Here is a 17,196-nt window from a genome sequence, read left to right as displayed (position 1 = left end):
TCGCCATCCTTGGCGCTGGGCCGCTCATTCTGGCGATGCGGACCTGAACGGGTCGCCGCGACTCTTGTCCAACTTCACCCGCAGACGACGCGGCGCACACCTCAGGCATCCCAATAGCGCGTTTGCACACGGCCTCCACCCATCTCGGTCGTTGCGCTCGCATCGCAGCGGCCCGTCAACCTCGCGCCAGCTACGGACGCCGGATGATCATCCGGAAGCGGAGGCTCGCCGCTCCATGCTGAGCCCGCACGGTTCGGGCCATCTCCGATTCATTGGGAACGCGCGGCCTGAGCCGACACCAGCCACTGCGCAAACGCCAGGTCGACGAAGGAGGCTGGCAGAGCCGCGATGCCATTTCGACGTCCCACCTTGCCTTCGTTCTCATGGCGTGGCCGTGGCTCGGGCCTGGCTTGCGCCGCCGAGGAGCGGCCGCTCGGCTGGTCAGCCTGTCGCCATCAGCCCGCGCGAGGCCGGCCGCAACGTCGGAGCGATCCGATCGCCTCGCCAGGCTGGCGGCCCTCCGAGCGCCACTCAACCTGCCAGCATGCAATCCGCCAGGCTGTAGCAGTGGCTCGCCTGGTAGGCGTTCCGACCTCGGTTCATGTGCGTCACATTGAAGGTTCGAATGGCAGCCAGGACGCGGCGCGCCGCAAGGAAACTGCGGATCGAGGCGGAGCCCCGCACATTGATGCCGAACATGTCCGCGCCACGCGGGACGAAATAGCTGACATCGTCAGGCGTCGTGACGCAGTGTTCGAGGAAAAATTCGTCCACATGGCCCTGTGCGGGAGATTGGTCCGTGGCGAAATCCGAAAGATGCACCAAAAATCTCGCACGGATGCCCTCGCCGTCCGCATAGAGCGTGAAAAGCTCCATCCAGCTCGCGTTGACGCGGACCAGCGGCTTGTCGGATGTCGACGGCAGACAAGACACCGACCAGTAGCGACGCTCGGTCTTGCGCGGGATGGGGATGCAGTTCTGGCCGTAGAGCCTGAGAATCTCCAGAACGTCCTGTGCCTGCGGGCGACGAAGCAGCTTTTGAAATCGCGTGACGTACTTGAACCGCAGTTCGAGGGAATCCGAGCGCTCGTCGGCGTCGCGCAAGTCGGCCGTGCCCTCGATCCAATTGCGCTGCTCCTCGAGATCCAGAAACTGGCGCAGACCCGTGGTGCCGCGGCGAGGAGTCTTGCTCACGTCAGGTGCCATGCGGGATCCATCTGTGCCGGCATTGCAGGGGATTTTGCCAGATCATGGATCAGGCTCCGGACAATCCATGACGGTAGCCGACGTCGGCACGAATCCCGAAGCAATCGCGCGGCTTCCTGATTGCGCCCAACCCTGTGGTGAGATGTCCCTTCGCGGGCCTTGGCGAGCGCGCGGCAGCTCCGCCCGATCGAAGCCGGCCGTCGACAGGGGCGCGATTGAGCGCTACGTCAGCACGAAGACGTGGTTGGGAATTGAGATGCGCGGAGCTGGGATAAGCTTGGCAGGCACGCTCATTCTGCTGTTTGCCCGCTTCCTGACCGCGGTCCGCGGACAATGGCACGGCGTGGCGCCGACCGACGAGCAGCGGATCTACTTCGCCAACCACGCGAGCCATGGCGATTTCGTCCTGATCTGGACGGTGCTGCCGCGCCGCCTGCGCCTGGCGAGCCGGCCGGTCGCCGGGAGCGACTACTGGCTGAAAAGCCGCCTTCGGCGCTTCATCGGCTGCGATGTCTTCAACGCCGTCCTGATCGACCGCGAGCGTCCGAGCCGGACGAACGACCCGATCAGCCAGATGACGGATGCGCTCGATGCCGGCTCCTCCCTGATCGTCTTCCCGGAAGGCACGCGCAACAGCACCCCTGCCCCGCTCCTGCCCTTCAAGAGCGGGCTCTTCCACCTGGCGCGCGCCCGGCCGGAGATCGTCCTCGTGCCGGTATGGATCGACAATCTCAACCGCGTCATGCCGAAGGGCGAGTTCGTGCCGATACCCCTGATCTGCACGGTCACCTTCGGGGCCGCGCTCCAGATCGCCCAGGGCGAGACCAAAAGGGATTTTTTGGCGCGGGCGGAAGCGGCCCTGCTCGCCCTCTCTCCGAAGGCCGGCGCGCCATGACGATGCCGCATCCCGATCTGGTGGCCGTGCTCGCCGGCCTGCTCTGCGTGCTCGTCGTCGCCTCGGCGATCGGCTACGTGCTGGAGCGCAGGCTGTCGCCCGATGGCTCGCATGCCGTGATCGAGAACCTGAACCACCGGATCCGTGCCTGGTGGGTCATGATCGTGCTGATGGGGCTGGCGCTGATCGGCGGCAAGGCCGGCGTGACCTTGCTCTTCGCCTTCTGTTCTTTCGCGGCCTTCCGTGAATTCATCACGCTGACCACCACGCACCGCGCCGACCACTGGGCGCTGGCCGTTGCCTTCTTCGTCGTGCTGCCGCTGCAATATTATCTCATCTGGATCGACTGGTACGGCCTCTTCTCGATCCTGATCCCGGTCTACGCCTTCCTGCTGATGCCGATTATCGCCGCGCTGCGCGGTGATACCGACGATTTTCTCGTGCGCATCGCCGAAGTGCAGTGGGCGCTGATGATCTGCGTCTTCTGCACGTCGCATGTGCCGGCGCTGCTGAGCCTCGACATTCCCGGCTTCGAGGAGCGCAACGTGCTCCTGATCGCCTATCTCGTCATCGTCGTGCAGATGAGCGATGTCCTGCAATATGTCTGGGGCAAACTTCTCGGCCGCACCAGGATCGCGCCGAACCTGTCGCCTTCGAAGACGGTCGAGGGTTTTGTTGGCGGCGGGCTCAGCGCGGTGGCCGTGGGCGCGGCCCTGTCCTGGATGACACCGTTCACGCTGCTCCAGGCGGCGTTCCTGTCGCTCGTCATCGTCCTGATGGGCTTCTTCGGCGGGCTCGTCATGTCGGCGATCAAGCGCGATCGCGGCGTCAAGGATTGGGGCCACCTGATCGCCGGCCATGGCGGGTTCATCGACCGGCTCGATTCCGTGGTGTTCTCGGCTCCGATCTTCTTTCATCTGGTCCGCTGGGGGTGGTCGACCACATGACCCTCCCCGTCACCAGCCTGATGCGAAGCAGCCTCGTGCATATCGCCTTCGCCTTCGTCGCGATGGGGAGCTGGGCGGCTTTCGCCAACCGCGCCCATCCGATGCCGGCGCCGCTCCAGGCCGGGTTGATCCAGGGCGCGCTGTCGGCGCTCATCACGCTGCTCCTGAAACGCGGCATCGAGGAACTGGCCAGGCGCTTCTCCGGCCTCGCGGCCCTCCTGGCGCCGCCCCTGATCGCCGGGCTTGTCTCCGCGAGCCTGCTCACCGTGATCCATACGCTTGGTGGCACGCCGGAAATCGCCAGGACGATCGCGGTGCCGTGGACCGTCGCGACCAGCTATGCGGCGCTCTACAATGTCTCGCTCTGGCGCAGCAGGAAGGCCTGAACCGTGGCGCAGGACGATAATCGCCGCCCGCTCGCGAGCCGGGATTCGGGCTGGGCCCGCTCGATCGCGCGCAGGCTGAGCGCGGCTGCGATCACGCCGAACCAGATCTCGATGGCGAGCATGGCGATGGCGGCCTTTGCCGGCGCCGGCTTCTGGCGTGCGGGCCTGGCGGATACCGGGTTGCGCGCAGCCCTGCTCCTGGCGGCTGCCCTGTTCTGCCAGCTCAGGCTGCTCTGCAACCTCTTCGACGGCATGGTGGCGATCGAAGGCGGCAAGCAGGCCCCCGACGGACCGTTCTGGAACGAGTTCCCGGATCGCGTCGCCGATATCCTCATTCTCGTCGGCGCCGGCTACGGGGCCGGCGTACCGGCCCTGGGCTGGGCGGCGGCCGCCCTCGCGGTGCTGACCGCCTACACGCGCGAGCTCGGTCGCGCGTGTAGGCTGCCGGCCGATTTCTCGGGCCCGATGGCCAAGCAGCACCGCATGGCGGTGATCACCGCGGCGGCCGTGCTGTCCCTGCTCGAGCCGCTTTGGCGCGGCCATAACGAGGTCCTGGTCTTCGCTCTCTGGCTCATCGCGGCTGGCGCTGCCGTGACCACGCTGCGGCGGGCTGCAAATGTGGTCCGGGCCTTGCGCGCGCGCTGAGCGCGCTCAGGATCTCGCTCGACGCCCTCCCCGACATTCCCCGACGACCGAAGCGGGACGATACCGGCTGGTAAGGCCCGTGCATCGTCTCCATTACAATGGAGGTACCTTCAGTCGCCGGKCCGCCGCAGCTATTTCGGAAGCAGCGGGCACTTGCTCTGGGAGAGCGGCCAGACGGTTTCTTCCGGCGCAATCGTTCGCACGATCTCGAAATAATCCCACGGCCCCTTGGAATCCGCCGGCTTCTTGACACGGGCGAGATACATCTCGCGCAGCACGCGGCCATCTGCGCGGATCGTCGCCCCCTTCGTGAAAGCGTCGTTGATCGGCATCGCCTTCATCGCGGCGGCGACCTTGTCGGGATCGTCGGTGCCGGCCTCGTTGATGGCCTTGAGGTAATGCCGAACGGAGCCGTAGACGCCGGCATGCAGCATCGAGGGCATCATCCCGGTCCGCTCCATGAACTGCTTCGACCAGGCGCGCGAGGCGTCATCGATGTCCCAGTAGGACGCCGTGGTCAGATACGTGCCCTGCGTCGCCTTCAGCCCCAGGCTGTGGACGTCCTGCAGGAAAAAGATCAATGCCGCGAGAGACTGGTCTTGCTCGGCCAGACCGAACTCGCCGGCCTGCTTGATGGCATTGACCGTGTCGTTGCCGGCGTTGGCGATGCCGATCACCTTCGCGCCGGAGGCCTGGGCCCGGAGCAGGAACGAGGAGAAATCGGCATTGTTCAGGGGATGACGAACCGCGCCGAGCACCTTGCCGCCATTGGCCTCGACCACGTCGGTCGCGTCCTTCTGCAGCTGATGACCGAAGGCGTAGTCGGAGGCCAGCATGAACCAGGTGTTGCCCCCGGCCTTGACGACCGCCGACGCAGTGCCGCGCGAGACGGCATAGGTGTCATAGGTCCAGTGGAAACCGTAAGGCGAGCATTGCTCGTTGGTCAGCGCCGTCGTCCCGGCACCCGAATACATCACGATGCGCTTCTTCTCCCGTGCCAGCGATTGCACCGCCAGCGCCACCGCCGAGTTCGGCACGTCGACGATCGCATCGACCTTGTCGATGTCGAACCACTGTCGCGCGACCGTGGTGCCGACATCCGCCTTGTGCTGATGGTCGGCCGTGACGATCTGGATCGGCTTGCCGAGCACGGTTCCGCCGAACTCCTTGACCGCCATCTCGGCCGCGACGACCGAGCCTTTGCCGGTGATATCGGCCGTCACTCCGGCCATGTCGGTCAGGACGCCGATCTTGACGACATCGTCGCTCACCTGCGCCTCGGCGGCGGTCGTGCAGGCGAATGCGGTCAGGGCTCCGGCCAGTAGCAGCGTCTTCATGAGTGTCCTCCCAGGACTGGTCCGCTTGCTGCGGTTCGCTTGAAACAGGGGTTCAGAGTTCCCGGCCGGCCAGCCAGAGAAGCAGCCGGTCCGCGATGGCGTCGCTGTTGTCCTCGATCATCGGCATGTGGCCGTTGCCGGAGATGCCCTCGTCCGGCAGCCACAGGAACTCCGCCCCCAGATAGCGGGCGGTCGCCTCGTCGATCGCGCGCGGATGGCGTGGATCGTGATCACCGGTGACGATCAGGATCGGCGTCCGGGCCAGCGCGGCCGGATCCGCGATCCGCAAGCCGCGCCCGCCGATGTTGAAGCGCTCGTTGAACAGCCGCGCGCTCTCCGGGACAATCGAGAGCCGATACTGCTCGAAGGCCTGACGCGGAAAGCGCGGAGCGTTGGCCCAGAAGCTMCGCATGAACGCCTCGCCGACCACGACCGGCCTGTCCTCGGGCAGCATCACAGGGCAGCCCAGGCTGACATCGTCCCTGAGCTTCGCAATCGCTTCCGGGTCGTCGGGCAGCACGGGGAGGATGTTGGCCGGCGCGCCCGGCGCAACGCCGATCACGGCCGCGACCGCGCCAGGGGCCCGCTCCGCGATCCACCACGCCATCGGCCCGCTGGCGGAGTGGACCAGGAGGACGGCCGGCCCCACCATCTCCACAAGGGCGAGAATGGATTGCGCGATCTCGCGGGTCGACAGGGTCGCCAGATTCCCGCACGCCGGCGAGCGGCCGTGGCCGGGCCAGTCCACCACGAAAACGTCGCGCCCCACTGCCGCGAAGCGGGTCGCCCAGCCCTGGCGCCCGTCCGGCGTCGCGAGATAGCACTGGCCGGTGTGACAGCCGCCATGGACCATGACGACGGGCAAGCGCCTGGGCCCGGCTATCGCGGCGATATGGTCGACATAGATCGGCAGCGATCCGGTTGCAGCGAAGAATGCTCGCCCGAACGACACGCCTGTCGCGGCGGGGCGAGCGCTGGCGGGAACCGGGATATCCATGCGATCCTCCCCCGGGACTGGGCGGCATCGCCAAGTCCTCTCATTGTCCGGAATGCTACGACTGCGATGTCATGACAGCAACAAAAAAGTCTCATATGAGACGAAATTCAGAAGCGACGGACCTGGAAGCGACGGACCTGGACGTGGCCGGGGTGGGTAGCGAGGAGGGCCTGCGCGCGATGCTCGGAGGCACCGAGATACCAACGGCCTACAGGATCGGTTACATCCTGAACTTCTACCGCGAGCCGTCATTCCGGCGGATCGAGGCCGAATTCGGCCTGACGCGCCCCGAGATCGTGATCCTGCTGGCGCTGCATTCCCGCGAAGGCATCACCGCTGCCGAGTTCTGCGAATTCTCKGGTCATCTCAAGGCGGGCGTCAGCCGTGCGGCCATCGCGCTGGAGAAGAAGGGGCTGATCCGACGTCTGACCGATGAAGCCGACAGCCGACGTCAGCGGCTCTTCCTGACCGATCCCGGCCGAGCCCTGTATCAGCGCTACATTCCGGCGTTGAAACTTCGCGAGGCGGCGATGCTGTCCTGCCTGTCCAAACCAGAACGAAGACAACTCGATCAGCTGCTCGACAAGCTCGCCGCCCATGTGCCGGACTGGGGTTCGCTTTCGGAGCTATAGCGTCCCCCGTTACCGCCAGCTTTTGCGGGTCGGACAAGCGGCGCTGGCAGCCTATGTACTGGCCCTCATGTATATAGCCGGCGCCACCTGGTTTCGATCAAGGCCCGGCCGTCATCGTTCCGCGTCGAGGGGGAGGCAGGATGAAACTCTATACCTATTGGCGGTCCACCTCGTCATACCGCATTCGCATTGCGCTCGCGCTCAAGGGGCTCGAAGTCACGCCGCGCTTCGTTCATCTCGTCCGGAACGGCGGAGAGCAACATGGCGCGAGCTATCGCGCGCTCAACCCGCAAGGCCGGTTGCCGGCACTGGAACTCGACGACGGCACCATCCTGACCCAATCGCCCGCCATCATCGAATATCTCGAGGAGACCTGTCCGGCTCCGGCGCTCCTCCCGCGCGACCCGGTCTTGCGTGCGAAGGTCCGGGCCGTCGCAGCGATCATCGGCTGTGACATTCATCCCCTCCACAACGTCGCACCGCTATCCTATCTCAGGCAGAATCTTGGGCAGGCCGAGCCGGAGGTTGCGGCCTGGATMGCCACCTGGATCGGACAGGGGCTCAGCGCAGTCGAGGCGCTTATCGGCGATGAGGGTTATTGCTTCGGCCCCCTGCCCGGCCTGGCGGATGTCTACCTGCTGCCCCAGCTCTACGCCGCGCGGCGTTTCCAGGTGCCGATCGACCATTGCACGCGCATCCTGCGGGTCGAGCGATTGTGCAACGAGCACCCTGCCTTCAGGAGTGCCCACCCGTCGATGCAGGGCGATGCCGAGTAGCTGGCCCGACATATCGACAAGGCGCCAGTTCCATCCTGCGCCAGATGCGGAGGATGCGCCTAGGGATACAAACGGAAACACTCCAGCAACATCCGTTCGGCACTGGGGCCACAAACGCGACCTATCCGGCAGGCTCACGCAACGTCGGAGCGCCTATGCCGGATATCCCTTCACCCTTGCGGCCGGGCTCGTCGCTGAGGCGCGCCCTGGGGGGCCTCGCCGCAGCAGCCATGTGGATCAGCGTGGTGCTCTTGCGCATCTTCGGGGCCGACACCGCCGACACTGCCTCGGCCTGCAGTCGCATGGTCTATCGCGATCCGGTGACGGGGCGGGAGCAAGCGATCGGCGCAGTCCGGATCGCTGCGGACGGCACGATCAGATGTCGCGATCTCGCCTATCGGCCTTAGATCATCGGACCAACCGTGATTGCATCGGCTTTGCCCCGAAAACCGCAATCCACTTTTCCGGCCGATGCTTCGGCCCTGCCGACGCTTTAGCCACGATGACGGCTGCATGGGCCCCGCGCCTCCGATATGCTCGCAGCGGTTGAAACCTGGAAACCTGACGTGAGCGCATCGGCGCATATCCTGATCGTCGAGGACGATCGCGAGATCAGCACGCTGGTCGCGCGCTACCTCGCGCAGAACGGCATGCGGAGCTCGGCCGCGCGCGACGGGCGCGAGATGGACCGGATTCTGCGGGACGGCCGGTTCGACCTGATCGTGCTCGATCTCAATCTGCCGGGCGAGGACGGGTTCTCGATCTGCCGGCGGCTATGCCTGACGACGCAGCTGCCGATCATCATGCTCACGGCCCGCAGCGAGGATATCGACAGGATCATCGGCCTCGAAATGGGGGCCGACGATTATCTCGGCAAACCGTTCAACCCGCGCGAGCTCCTGGCCCGCATCCGGGCGGTGCTGCGGCGACGGGGCGGCGGACAGGCCGATCCGGACGAGCTTCCCGGCTCCTTTTCCTTCGCGGGCTGGACGCTGAATGCCAATAGCCGCGAGCTGACCAATCCCGACAATGTCCGTGTCACTGTCACCGGCGCCGAGTTCGATCTGCTGCGGGTGTTGTGCGAGCGGCCCGGGCGCGTGCTCGCGCGCGATGCCCTGCTCGATCTGACGCAGGGGCGCCCCGCCACCCCGTTCGAACGCAGCATCGATATCCTGATCAGCCGCCTGCGCCAGAAGATCGAGCGCGAGCCGCGCGAGCCCGAACTGATCAAGACGATCCGCTCGGGCGGATATCTCTTCACGCCCGCCGTCGCCCGGCAATGATCCACCCGTTTCGCCTGCCCGCGCGGATCGGCAGCCAGATCGCGCTGCTCGTGATCGGGGTCATCGGCCTGCTCTATCTCGTTCTCTCCGTCACGCTGGTCTGGCAGGCGCCCCGCGGCAGACCGGGCCCGCCCGCCTATGAGAGCGTGGCGACGATCGCCAAGCTGCTGGCCCGGACGCCGCCTGAGCTGCGCCAGATGGTCGTCGAGACCGCGAACACGGCCGACCGGCGCTACCGGTTCACGCTATCGGCCAAGGACCCCGCCCCCTTGCCAGCGCAGCCGCATCCCTTCGCCGCGGAGGGCATGGCGCAGCGCCTGGGCGAGGGTTTTGCGGTGCAGCCGAACCCGGGGCCTGACGGGGACAGGCCGCCGCAAGGCTATGCGATCCGGCTTCCCGACGGCACGGGCCTCGATGTCGAGATCGCGCCCGGTGGAATGGGGACACCGCCACCGCGCCCCATCTCCATTCTGGTGGTCGCCACGATCATCGTGCTCGGGCTCAATATCGGCGCGCTGACGCTCTGGGCCTCGCGGGGCATCACGGCGCCGCTCGCGCGCTTCGCCTCGGCTGCCGAGGAGTTTTCGATCGACCGCGATCCCTCGCCGCTGCCTGAGGAAGGGCCCCTCGAAGTCCGCACCGCCGCGCGCGCCCTCAACCGCTTGAGGGACCGTATCCATGCGCTGTTTGCCGACCGCACGCGCATGCTGGCGGCGATAAGCCACGACCTCAGGACGCCGATCACGCGCATGCGCCTGCGCGTCGAGTTCATCGAGGACCACGTCCTGCGCGCTCAGTTCACCCGCGATCTGGAGCATATGGGCACCATGGTGCAGGGCGCGCTGTCCTATCTGCGCGATGTCGACCGGCGCCAGAAGCGCGGTGCTGTCGACCTTTCGAGCCTGCTCCAGACCGTCGCGGACGAGTTCAGCGATATCGGCAAATCGACGCGCTATGAGGGGCCGCGACGGCTCGTCGCGACAGGCGATGCCCAGCAGCTGGAGCGCGCCGTGACCAATCTCGTCGAGAACGCGGTGCGCCATGGCACGCAGGTGATCATCCGCCTTCGCGACGAACCCGATGCCCTCCTGATCGAGGTGGCCGACGATGGCCCCGGTATTCCGGAAGCCGATCGATTGCGCCTGCTCGAACCCTTCATGCGCGGCGACGAAGCCCGCGGGCGGATCGATTCAGAAGGGTTTGGCCTCGGCCTCGCCATCACCCGGTCGATCGCGGCCGCCCATGATGGCGAGCTCAGCCTGCACGACAACCAGCCGCGCGGCCTCTTGGCCCGGATCAGCCTGCCGCGCCAGGCCACTGCGGCTCCTGAGAGCGCCTGAGCGCTTACACCTTTGCCCGGCCGTGCCGCGACTATCCCCTGGAACCGAACGGGACAGTCATGGCTGCATGTCCCCGGCAGCGCCATCGCTTGAGCACAGCGCGACGTGCCGTTTCATGAGCGCTGCTCGAGCGGCCACACCTCGACGACACCATGGGCCACGGCGCAGGGCGTTCGTGAAACCATAGCGATGGCCTCGGCCAGATCGGCGGCTTCGATGATGGCAAAGCCCGCCACCGGCAATGACGACGTCATGAATGGGCCATCGGCCGTTTCAACCTGGGCAGCGTCGGGATTGCGCACCTGCACGGGAACGCCCGCGATACCCATCAACACTCCGTCTTTCTGCAACGCCGCATCATGGGCGTGGGCTGCATCTCGAACGGCCACCGGGGTACGGTCGTAGCCCTCACGGTCTCCATACCCGATCGTCACGAATGTCGGCACGGGTCGCCTCCTCCAAAGGGCCAAAGCATCGGCCGCAAGAGCGGATTGCGGATCGGGGCAAAGCCGATGCAATCACAAAGGGTTGGATCACCGGACGCGATAGGTTGTCCGGTCCGATGGTCTAGCGGAGCTTGGCGATCCCGATGCCATCCTGTTTCGCGCGGTCCTTGATGGATTCCTCGCTGCGGGTMATCGCCTTCGAAATCGCCTTCAGGGCCATGCCCTTCCTGGCGAGCAGCTTCAGCTTCTCCAGTTCCTCATGGGTCCAGGGTTGGCGATGCCGTTCAAATCTCTCGGCCACGATCTGCTCCTGCTTCGCCGGGACATCTCCCGCATTCGCGTCCACTATAGCAGTGATGGCGACGAATTTGGCCCCACGTGTCGATGGAGGCAGAGCCCATCCGGCCGCTCGCCGCCAGAGCTTGGGTCTCCGCCCGAAAGCAGACCTCTGTTCCGCCGCCGCGTCACGAGCACGCCGGTACACTGTATGGCTGCGCGGACAGCTAGACGCATTGGGTTCTGCAATGGCTGCTCTTCTGGGAGGCGTGATAGCTGAGGGTTCGTCCGTCCTCGTTGCTGAATCGCCGCGGGGCGCGACAATGCCGCAAGGCCGCAATGTCAGAAAGCAGGTGCACCAAGATCTTAAATCGCTAGTCTGCACAGACTGCGTCGCGGGCTAACGGCGACGGCCTATGCCTACCGTGAGAGCCTATGATCTCCTGCCTACGCCGCGCCCTGCGCGAGACGACATCCTTCACCGCCCCATCCGTGCTCGCAACCGGCGTCATCGCTGCGGGGCTGTGGCATAAAATGATGCCTTCGAGGAGCCGTGACGTCGCCGCCAATACGCTATCGCGTTGGCGGGGTGCGCTGGTGGACACAACGATGGTGAGCGGTCTGGCGCTCGCCGTCGCTGCCACGCCTGTGATGGCCCCCGGCACGGCGCATGCGGCGGACTGGCTGGGCAGCAGCGGAAACTTCAACCTCGGTTCGAACTGGGCTGGCGGTACCGTGCCTACGGATACGGCGACCTTCACGAACAGCCCGACGGCAGAGCGAAATGTCACCGCGTCCGGCGGTTCGCTCACGCTGCTCGAGTACAACAACAACGCGCTCGCCTACACGCTGTCGACAGCCCCCGGCTCGGCTCTGTATGTCACCAACGTCACCAATAATTCGACCTTCGAGCAGACGCTGTTTGCAGGAGCGGCGGGCGGGTTCATCATCTCGGGCACGGTTACCGGCCCGATGGCGCTCATTGCGGATTCAGACGGCGCGATGCAGTTCGGCGCCGGGAGCTCGGCGGCGGGCTCGCGATTTATTGGCCAGGGCGGATTTCTGAATTTGGCCATGGGCGCCGGTGATACGCTGTCGATCGGTTCGATCGAAGGCACCGGGATCATACGACCCGGGGGGGCGGCACCAACTCTGTCGGTTGGCGGCCTGAATTCGGACACCGCCTATGCCGGCGTGATCCAGGGTCCGGTCAGCCTCACCAAGGTAGGTACCGGCGGCCTGACCCTGTCCGGTGCGAACATCTATACGGGTTTGACGACGGTTTCGGCGGGCACGCTCACGGTCTCCAACGCCAGTGGCCTCGGCGCGGTTTCCGGCGGAACGACGGTCGCCTCGGGTGCGACGCTCGCCTTGACGGGCGGTATCACCGTCGGCGCCGAGGCTCTGACGCTTTCGGGGACTGGCGTGTCGGGGGGCGGCGCTCTCACCAGCTTGAATTCTGGCGCGAACGCCTTCCAGGGCGCGATCTCCCTTGCGGCATCCAGCAGCATCAATGTCCAGAACCTGAGCTCGCTGAATCTTTCGGGCGGCATCACTGGATCCAACACGGATCTGACGCTTGGCGGCTCCAGCAACAATGGCGGCACCATCCGTGGCGTGATCGCCATCGGCTCCGGCTCGATCACGAAGTCCGGCTCCCAATGGACCCTGGCAGGCGCCAACACCTATTCCGGCCTCACTACCGTGAATTCGGGCAGCCTGTTCGTGACAAACAGTCTCGGTCTCGGCTCGACGGCGAACGGAACGGTGGTGGCATCGGGCGCGTCCCTTATACTCGGCGGCAGCGTCAACATCGTCGGGGAGGCGCTCACGCTCTCGGGCAGCGGCACAGGTGGTTTCGGCGCCCTGCAAGCGGGCGGTGGTACGAACACCTATGGCGGAGACATCACTCTCGCCGCCGACAGCCAGATCAACGCCGGCCTTTTGGCCTTTCCAAGTACGTTGACCGTCTCCGGCGGCATTACCGGCTCGGGCCAAAACCTGACCCTCGCCGGCCCGGGGACAGGGACCGCATCCGGGGTGATCGCTACGGGGACAGGCGGGCTGACGAAGATAGATGCAGGCACCTGGACGCTCACMGGCGCCAACACCTATACCGGCGCAACCACGATCAACGGGGGCACGCTGATCGTGAACGGCTCGCTGGCTTCGTCCAGCGTGAGCGTCGGCAGCGGCACGACGCTTGGCGGTTCGGGTTCGATCGCGGGAGCGGTGACGGTCGCCTCCGGCGGAACGCTGTCGGCGGGCAACAGCCCGGGCACGCTCACGGTAGGATCGCTGGCGCTGAATGCCGGCTCGAACACCGTGTTCGAACTCGGCACCCCTGGAGTCGCGGGCGGCGCGACCAACGACCACATCATCATCAACGGCAGCGGGGCGGCCGGCAACCTGACGCTCGGCGGCACGCTCACGGCCAATGTCGCTTCGGCCGGCTATTATCGCCTGTTCGACGTCACCGGCGGCGGCACGATCAGCGGCAGCTTCTCGTCGCTTGCCCTGACCGCGCCCAGCGTCGCGGGCGCGACCGGGACGGTCTACAGCATGCCTGCCGGCCTGCCGCCGCAAGTCAATCTTGCCGTGCTCGGGGCCGGCCAGATCCTGCAGTTCTGGGACGGCGCCGACCAGACCGGCAACGGTGCCGTCGATGGCGGCACGGGCACCTGGAACGGCGGCAACACCAACTGGGCGGTGGCGCCGGGCGAGGTGGGCTTCAATGCCCCGTGGCTGAGCTCGGTCGGCGTGTTCCAGGGCATAGCCGGCACGGTGACGGTGTCCGGCACGCAAAACTTCGACACGCTGCAGTTCACCAGCGACGGCTATCTGCTGACCGGAGGTTCTCTCGGCCTCGGCGTCGCCGGTGGCGGCACGATCAACACGGCAGCCGGCGTCACCGCTGCGATCGGCTCGGCCATCATCGATGGCGTCGGGACCAGCCTGACCAAGGTCGGTGCCGGCACGCTGGCGCTGTCCGGCGCCAACAGCTATTCCGGCGGCACGCTGCTCAACGCCGGCACCCTCGCCGTCGGATCGGCGAGCGCGCTCGGCACAGGCACGCTGCAGATGGCGAGCGGGACGACGCTTCGTGCCAACGCCCCTGCTCTCACGCTGGCCAACGCCGTGGCGTTGTCGAGCGGCACCGCCTTCGTCGATACCGGTTCGTTGGATTTTGGCCTGGCCGGCGTCATCAGCGGCGGGGGCACGCTCTCCAAGACGGGCGCCGGGGTCCTGACGCTGTCGGGGACCAACACCTACTCCGGCGCCACCTGGATCCAGCAAGGCACGCTACGGATGGGCGGGGTGGGCGTCCTGCCGAACCAGACGGCGGTGCAGATTTCGGCCGGGGCGGTCTTCGATCTCAACGGCATCGCCCAGACGGTCGGCTCGCTGTCCGGCACGGGCGACGTGCTCCTGGGTGGCACGACGCTGACCGCCGGAGGCAACAACAGCAGCACGACCTTCTCCGGCACGATCTCGGGCGCGGGCTCGCTGCTCAAGACCGGTACCGGCACGCTGACGCTGAACGGAACCAACACCTACACGAGCGTGACCCAGGTGTTCGGTGGCAGCCTCGTCGTCGACGGCTCGGTCGCGACGCCGGTGATCGTGCATGCGGGTGCGACGCTCGCTGGCTCCGGCTCGGTCGGCGCGACCACGATCGGCGGCACGCTTTCGCCGGGCAATTCGCCGGGGACGCTGACCGTCAACGGCAGCCTCGTGATGGGCGTCGCCTCGACCTATATCGCCGAGGTGCAAGGCACTGTCGCGGACCGGGTCAACGTCACCGGCACGGCCTCGCTGGCGGGTACGCTGCGGATCGTGCCGCTCGGCGGCGCCTACAGCTTCTCCGCACCCTACACGCTGCTCTCGGCAGCGGGCGGGCTCGGCGGCACGCGCTTCGGCCCGGTCGACACGACCGGCTCCTTCGGCGACGGTGTCACCCCTGCGGTGAGCTACACCGGCAACGACGTGCTGCTGACGCTGACGCCGAAGCCGCTGGCGCCAATCGTGACGCCGACGCTCGGCGTCACAGCGCCGCGCAACGCCGCCTCGGTCGCTTCGGCCATCGACAGTGCGGTGGCCAATGGCGTCGACCCGTCCGCGCTGTTCGGGATCTACAACCTGCCGGCGGCGGCGATCCCGGCGGCTGTGAACTCACTCTCGGGCGAGGTCCATACGGCGGCGCCCGCGATGGCGCATGTCGCTTCAGACCAATTCCTGCGCACCATGCTGGACGGCTCGGGCAGCGGCCGGCTCTCAGGAGCGCCCGGCGGCCCTGCCGGCGTGGCCGGCTTCACAGCCGACCTGCCATCGAGGCAGGATGGGCCGGGACGCCCGACCTTCGATCCGGCGCGCTTCACGCTCTGGGGCGCGACTTTCGGCTCGACCGGACGAACCGACGGCGACCGGGTCGTGGGTTCGGTCAACCGCAACCTCTCCGATGCACATGTCGCGGTCGGCGCCGACATCCGGCTGGGCTCCAGCACGGTCATGGGCGCCGCAGTCGCGGGTGGCCAGTCGCGTGCCTCGCTCTCGGGCGGGCTCGGCAAGGCGCAGGCCGATGTCTTCCAGGCGGGTCTCTACGGCCGCACCACGCTTGGCTCCGTCAACCTCGCCGGCGCGCTCGGCTATGCCCGGCTCGACACCGCCACCAGCCGCGCCATCCCGGCGCTGGGCCGCACCGGCGTGGCCGCCTCCTATGCGACGCAGGCCTGGTCCGGCCGGATCGAGGCGAGCCTGCCGGTGGCCGGCTGGGGTGGCCTGACGCTCTCGCCGCTCGCCGCCTTCCAGGCGGTGCGGGCGAACAGCCCGGCTGCGGTCGAGCGCGACGGGATGGGCGCGACCGCCGGCATGCTGACGCTGCCGCGGCGCATCGACATCACCAGCCGCAGCGAGCTCGGCCTGCAGCTCGACGCCAACCTGATCGCGGGCGCATCTCCCGTCACCGGCTTCGTCCGCGCCGCCTGGGCGCATTACTACCAGCGCGACGCCGACCTCACCGCCGCGCTCAACGGCCTGCCCGGCGCGAGCTTCGCGGTGAGCGGTGCCAGGCCCGACCGCAATGCGGCGCTGCTCGCGGCGGGAGCCGATATCAAGCTCAGCCAAACCGTCAGCCTCGGCATGCGCGTCGACTCGGAGCTGTCCGGGAACACGCAACGTGTCGGCGGCACTGCCCAGCTCAGGGTGAATTTCTAAGAAACCCGCGACGGCGCCAGCGCCGATCKAGCGGCCGAGACGCGGCCGCTCGATGGTGTCCAGACGATCGCTTCGACGCCACGCAATGTCAGCTATCGGCACGTCGCCGAACGGCCGCTMACCACCCATCTCAAACGTTGCTGGCGGGCCGCCGCCACTTCCGGAATCGCCCCGTAGCGGAAGTTGAACATCAACCGCGAGCAATAGCCCTACGTCTTTTCGAGCGGATGGCTTAGGCTCGTTGCATGGGACAATTGACCTTCAGCATCAACGTCACCCTGGACGGCTGCGTCGACCACCAGGAGGGAATTGCCGACGACGAGACGCACGCCTTCTTCACCCGCCTTATGGACGAGGGCGGGGCGATGCTGTGGGGCCGCGTCACCTACGAGATGATGGAGAGCCACTGGCCGGCGGTCGCTCGCGGCGACGTGGAGGCGCCGCCGGCGATACGCGAGTGGGCGGTCAAGCTGGACGCCAAGCCGAAATACGTGGTGTCGTCGACGCGAACGGACTTCCCCTGGACCAACAGCCACCACATCGCCGGCGACCTGCGCACGGGCGTGCAGAGGCTCAAGGACGCGACCCCGGCCGGCGTGCTCCTCTGTAGCGGCAAGCTCGCGACCGAGCTGGACCGGCTGGATCTGATCGACGAGTACAAGGTCCTCGTCCATCCCAGGATCGCCGGCCACGGCCCAACCCTCTACCAGAGCGGGCTGCCCAGCACGCGACGGCTCGAGCTGATCTCGGCCACGCCGCTCCGCAGCGGCGCCGTCGCCACGCATTACCGGCGCGAGCGCTAATCCAGAGCAGCCT

At 66.9% G+C, this 17,196-nt stretch carries 16 protein-coding genes; 11 read left to right on the top strand and 5 right to left on the bottom strand.

Annotation, left to right across the window (positions count from 1 at the left end; genetic code table 11):
• Window positions 1–531 precede the first annotated feature (531 nt).
• Window positions 532–1,206 carry a hypothetical protein gene (locus AC1DIO_RS31255; protein ID WP_441508935.1) on the bottom strand — a complete coding sequence of 225 codons (675 nt, stop codon included), beginning with the start codon at window positions 1,204–1,206 and terminating at the stop codon, window positions 532–534.
• 277 nt (window positions 1,207–1,483) lie between these two features.
• On the opposite strand from AC1DIO_RS31255, the gene AC1DIO_RS31250 reads away from it, so the two are divergent.
• From AC1DIO_RS31250 to AC1DIO_RS31235, 4 genes are read left to right on the top strand one after another with little or no spacing between them, the layout of a single operon-like run.
• Entirely contained in the window at window positions 1,484–2,101 is a 618-nt protein-coding gene (locus AC1DIO_RS31250) for a lysophospholipid acyltransferase family protein (protein ID WP_441508934.1), read from the top strand.
• Window positions 2,098–3,048: a phosphatidate cytidylyltransferase gene (locus AC1DIO_RS31245; protein WP_441492816.1), complete on the top strand. Its 951-nt coding sequence runs from the start codon at window positions 2,098–2,100 to the stop codon at window positions 3,046–3,048. The genes AC1DIO_RS31250 and AC1DIO_RS31245 overlap by 4 nt, the downstream gene beginning before the upstream one ends.
• On the top strand, window positions 3,045–3,434 hold the full coding sequence (locus tag AC1DIO_RS31240) for a hypothetical protein (protein WP_441492815.1): 390 nt from the start codon (window positions 3,045–3,047) through the stop codon (window positions 3,432–3,434). Before AC1DIO_RS31245 ends, AC1DIO_RS31240 begins: the two co-directional genes overlap by 4 nt.
• A gap of 3 nt (window positions 3,435–3,437) precedes the next feature.
• The gene (locus tag AC1DIO_RS31235) at window positions 3,438–4,079 is read left to right on the top strand and encodes a CDP-alcohol phosphatidyltransferase family protein (RefSeq protein ID WP_441492814.1); all 642 of its coding nucleotides are present in this window, start codon (window positions 3,438–3,440) and stop codon (window positions 4,077–4,079) included.
• 131 nt (window positions 4,080–4,210) lie between these two features.
• Here the strand turns inward: AC1DIO_RS31235 and AC1DIO_RS31230 are convergent, their stop codons facing one another.
• Window positions 4,211–5,416, bottom strand: coding sequence for an ABC transporter substrate-binding protein (locus tag AC1DIO_RS31230; RefSeq protein ID WP_441508933.1), 1,206 nt, complete (start codon window positions 5,414–5,416; stop codon window positions 4,211–4,213).
• A 52-nt stretch (window positions 5,417–5,468) separates the two neighbouring features.
• Window positions 5,469–6,413: an alpha/beta fold hydrolase gene (locus tag AC1DIO_RS31225; protein WP_441508932.1), complete on the bottom strand. Its 945-nt coding sequence runs from the start codon at window positions 6,411–6,413 to the stop codon at window positions 5,469–5,471.
• A gap of 143 nt (window positions 6,414–6,556) precedes the next feature.
• On the opposite strand from AC1DIO_RS31225, the gene AC1DIO_RS31220 reads away from it, so the two are divergent.
• The 5 genes from AC1DIO_RS31220 (at window position 6,557) to AC1DIO_RS31200 (ending at window position 10,444) form a co-directional block, all read left to right on the top strand.
• Window positions 6,557–7,045: a MarR family winged helix-turn-helix transcriptional regulator gene (locus AC1DIO_RS31220; protein WP_476854609.1), complete on the top strand. Its 489-nt coding sequence runs from the start codon at window positions 6,557–6,559 to the stop codon at window positions 7,043–7,045.
• A gap of 140 nt (window positions 7,046–7,185) precedes the next feature.
• On the top strand, window positions 7,186–7,821 hold the full coding sequence (gene maiA / locus AC1DIO_RS31215; protein WP_441508931.1) for a maleylacetoacetate isomerase: 636 nt from the start codon (window positions 7,186–7,188) through the stop codon (window positions 7,819–7,821).
• A 155-nt stretch (window positions 7,822–7,976) separates the two neighbouring features.
• On the top strand, window positions 7,977–8,228 hold the full coding sequence (locus AC1DIO_RS31210) for a hypothetical protein (protein ID WP_441508930.1): 252 nt from the start codon (window positions 7,977–7,979) through the stop codon (window positions 8,226–8,228).
• Between the two features lie 159 nt (window positions 8,229–8,387).
• Window positions 8,388–9,104: a response regulator gene (locus AC1DIO_RS31205; protein ID WP_473965334.1), complete on the top strand. Its 717-nt coding sequence runs from the start codon at window positions 8,388–8,390 to the stop codon at window positions 9,102–9,104.
• A complete protein-coding gene (locus tag AC1DIO_RS31200) occupies window positions 9,101–10,444 on the top strand; it encodes an ATP-binding protein (RefSeq protein WP_476854608.1) in 1,344 nt (447 codons plus the stop codon). The genes AC1DIO_RS31205 and AC1DIO_RS31200 overlap by 4 nt, the downstream gene beginning before the upstream one ends.
• Before the next feature lie 113 nt (window positions 10,445–10,557).
• On the opposite strand, the gene AC1DIO_RS31195 is transcribed toward AC1DIO_RS31200, so the two are convergent.
• Entirely contained in the window at window positions 10,558–10,890 is a 333-nt protein-coding gene (locus AC1DIO_RS31195) for a YciI family protein (RefSeq protein WP_441508927.1), read from the bottom strand.
• A gap of 121 nt (window positions 10,891–11,011) precedes the next feature.
• On the bottom strand, window positions 11,012–11,191 hold the full coding sequence (locus tag AC1DIO_RS31190; RefSeq protein ID WP_476854607.1) for a hypothetical protein: 180 nt from the start codon (window positions 11,189–11,191) through the stop codon (window positions 11,012–11,014).
• 584 nt (window positions 11,192–11,775) lie between these two features.
• Here AC1DIO_RS31190 and AC1DIO_RS31185 point away from each other — a divergent pair.
• A complete protein-coding gene (locus tag AC1DIO_RS31185) occupies window positions 11,776–16,380 on the top strand; it encodes an autotransporter-associated beta strand repeat-containing protein (RefSeq protein WP_476854606.1) in 4,605 nt (1,534 codons plus the stop codon).
• A gap of 245 nt (window positions 16,381–16,625) precedes the next feature.
• On the top strand, window positions 16,626–17,183 hold the full coding sequence (locus AC1DIO_RS31180) for a dihydrofolate reductase family protein (RefSeq protein ID WP_476854605.1): 558 nt from the start codon (window positions 16,626–16,628) through the stop codon (window positions 17,181–17,183).
• Window positions 17,184–17,196: the final 13 nt, after the last annotated feature.

The sequence above is a fragment of the Allobosea sp. 05T439 genome (assembly GCF_056396005.1).
Note: the sequence above shows the minus strand (reverse complement) of the source record. Positions and strands in the feature narration are given on the sequence as shown.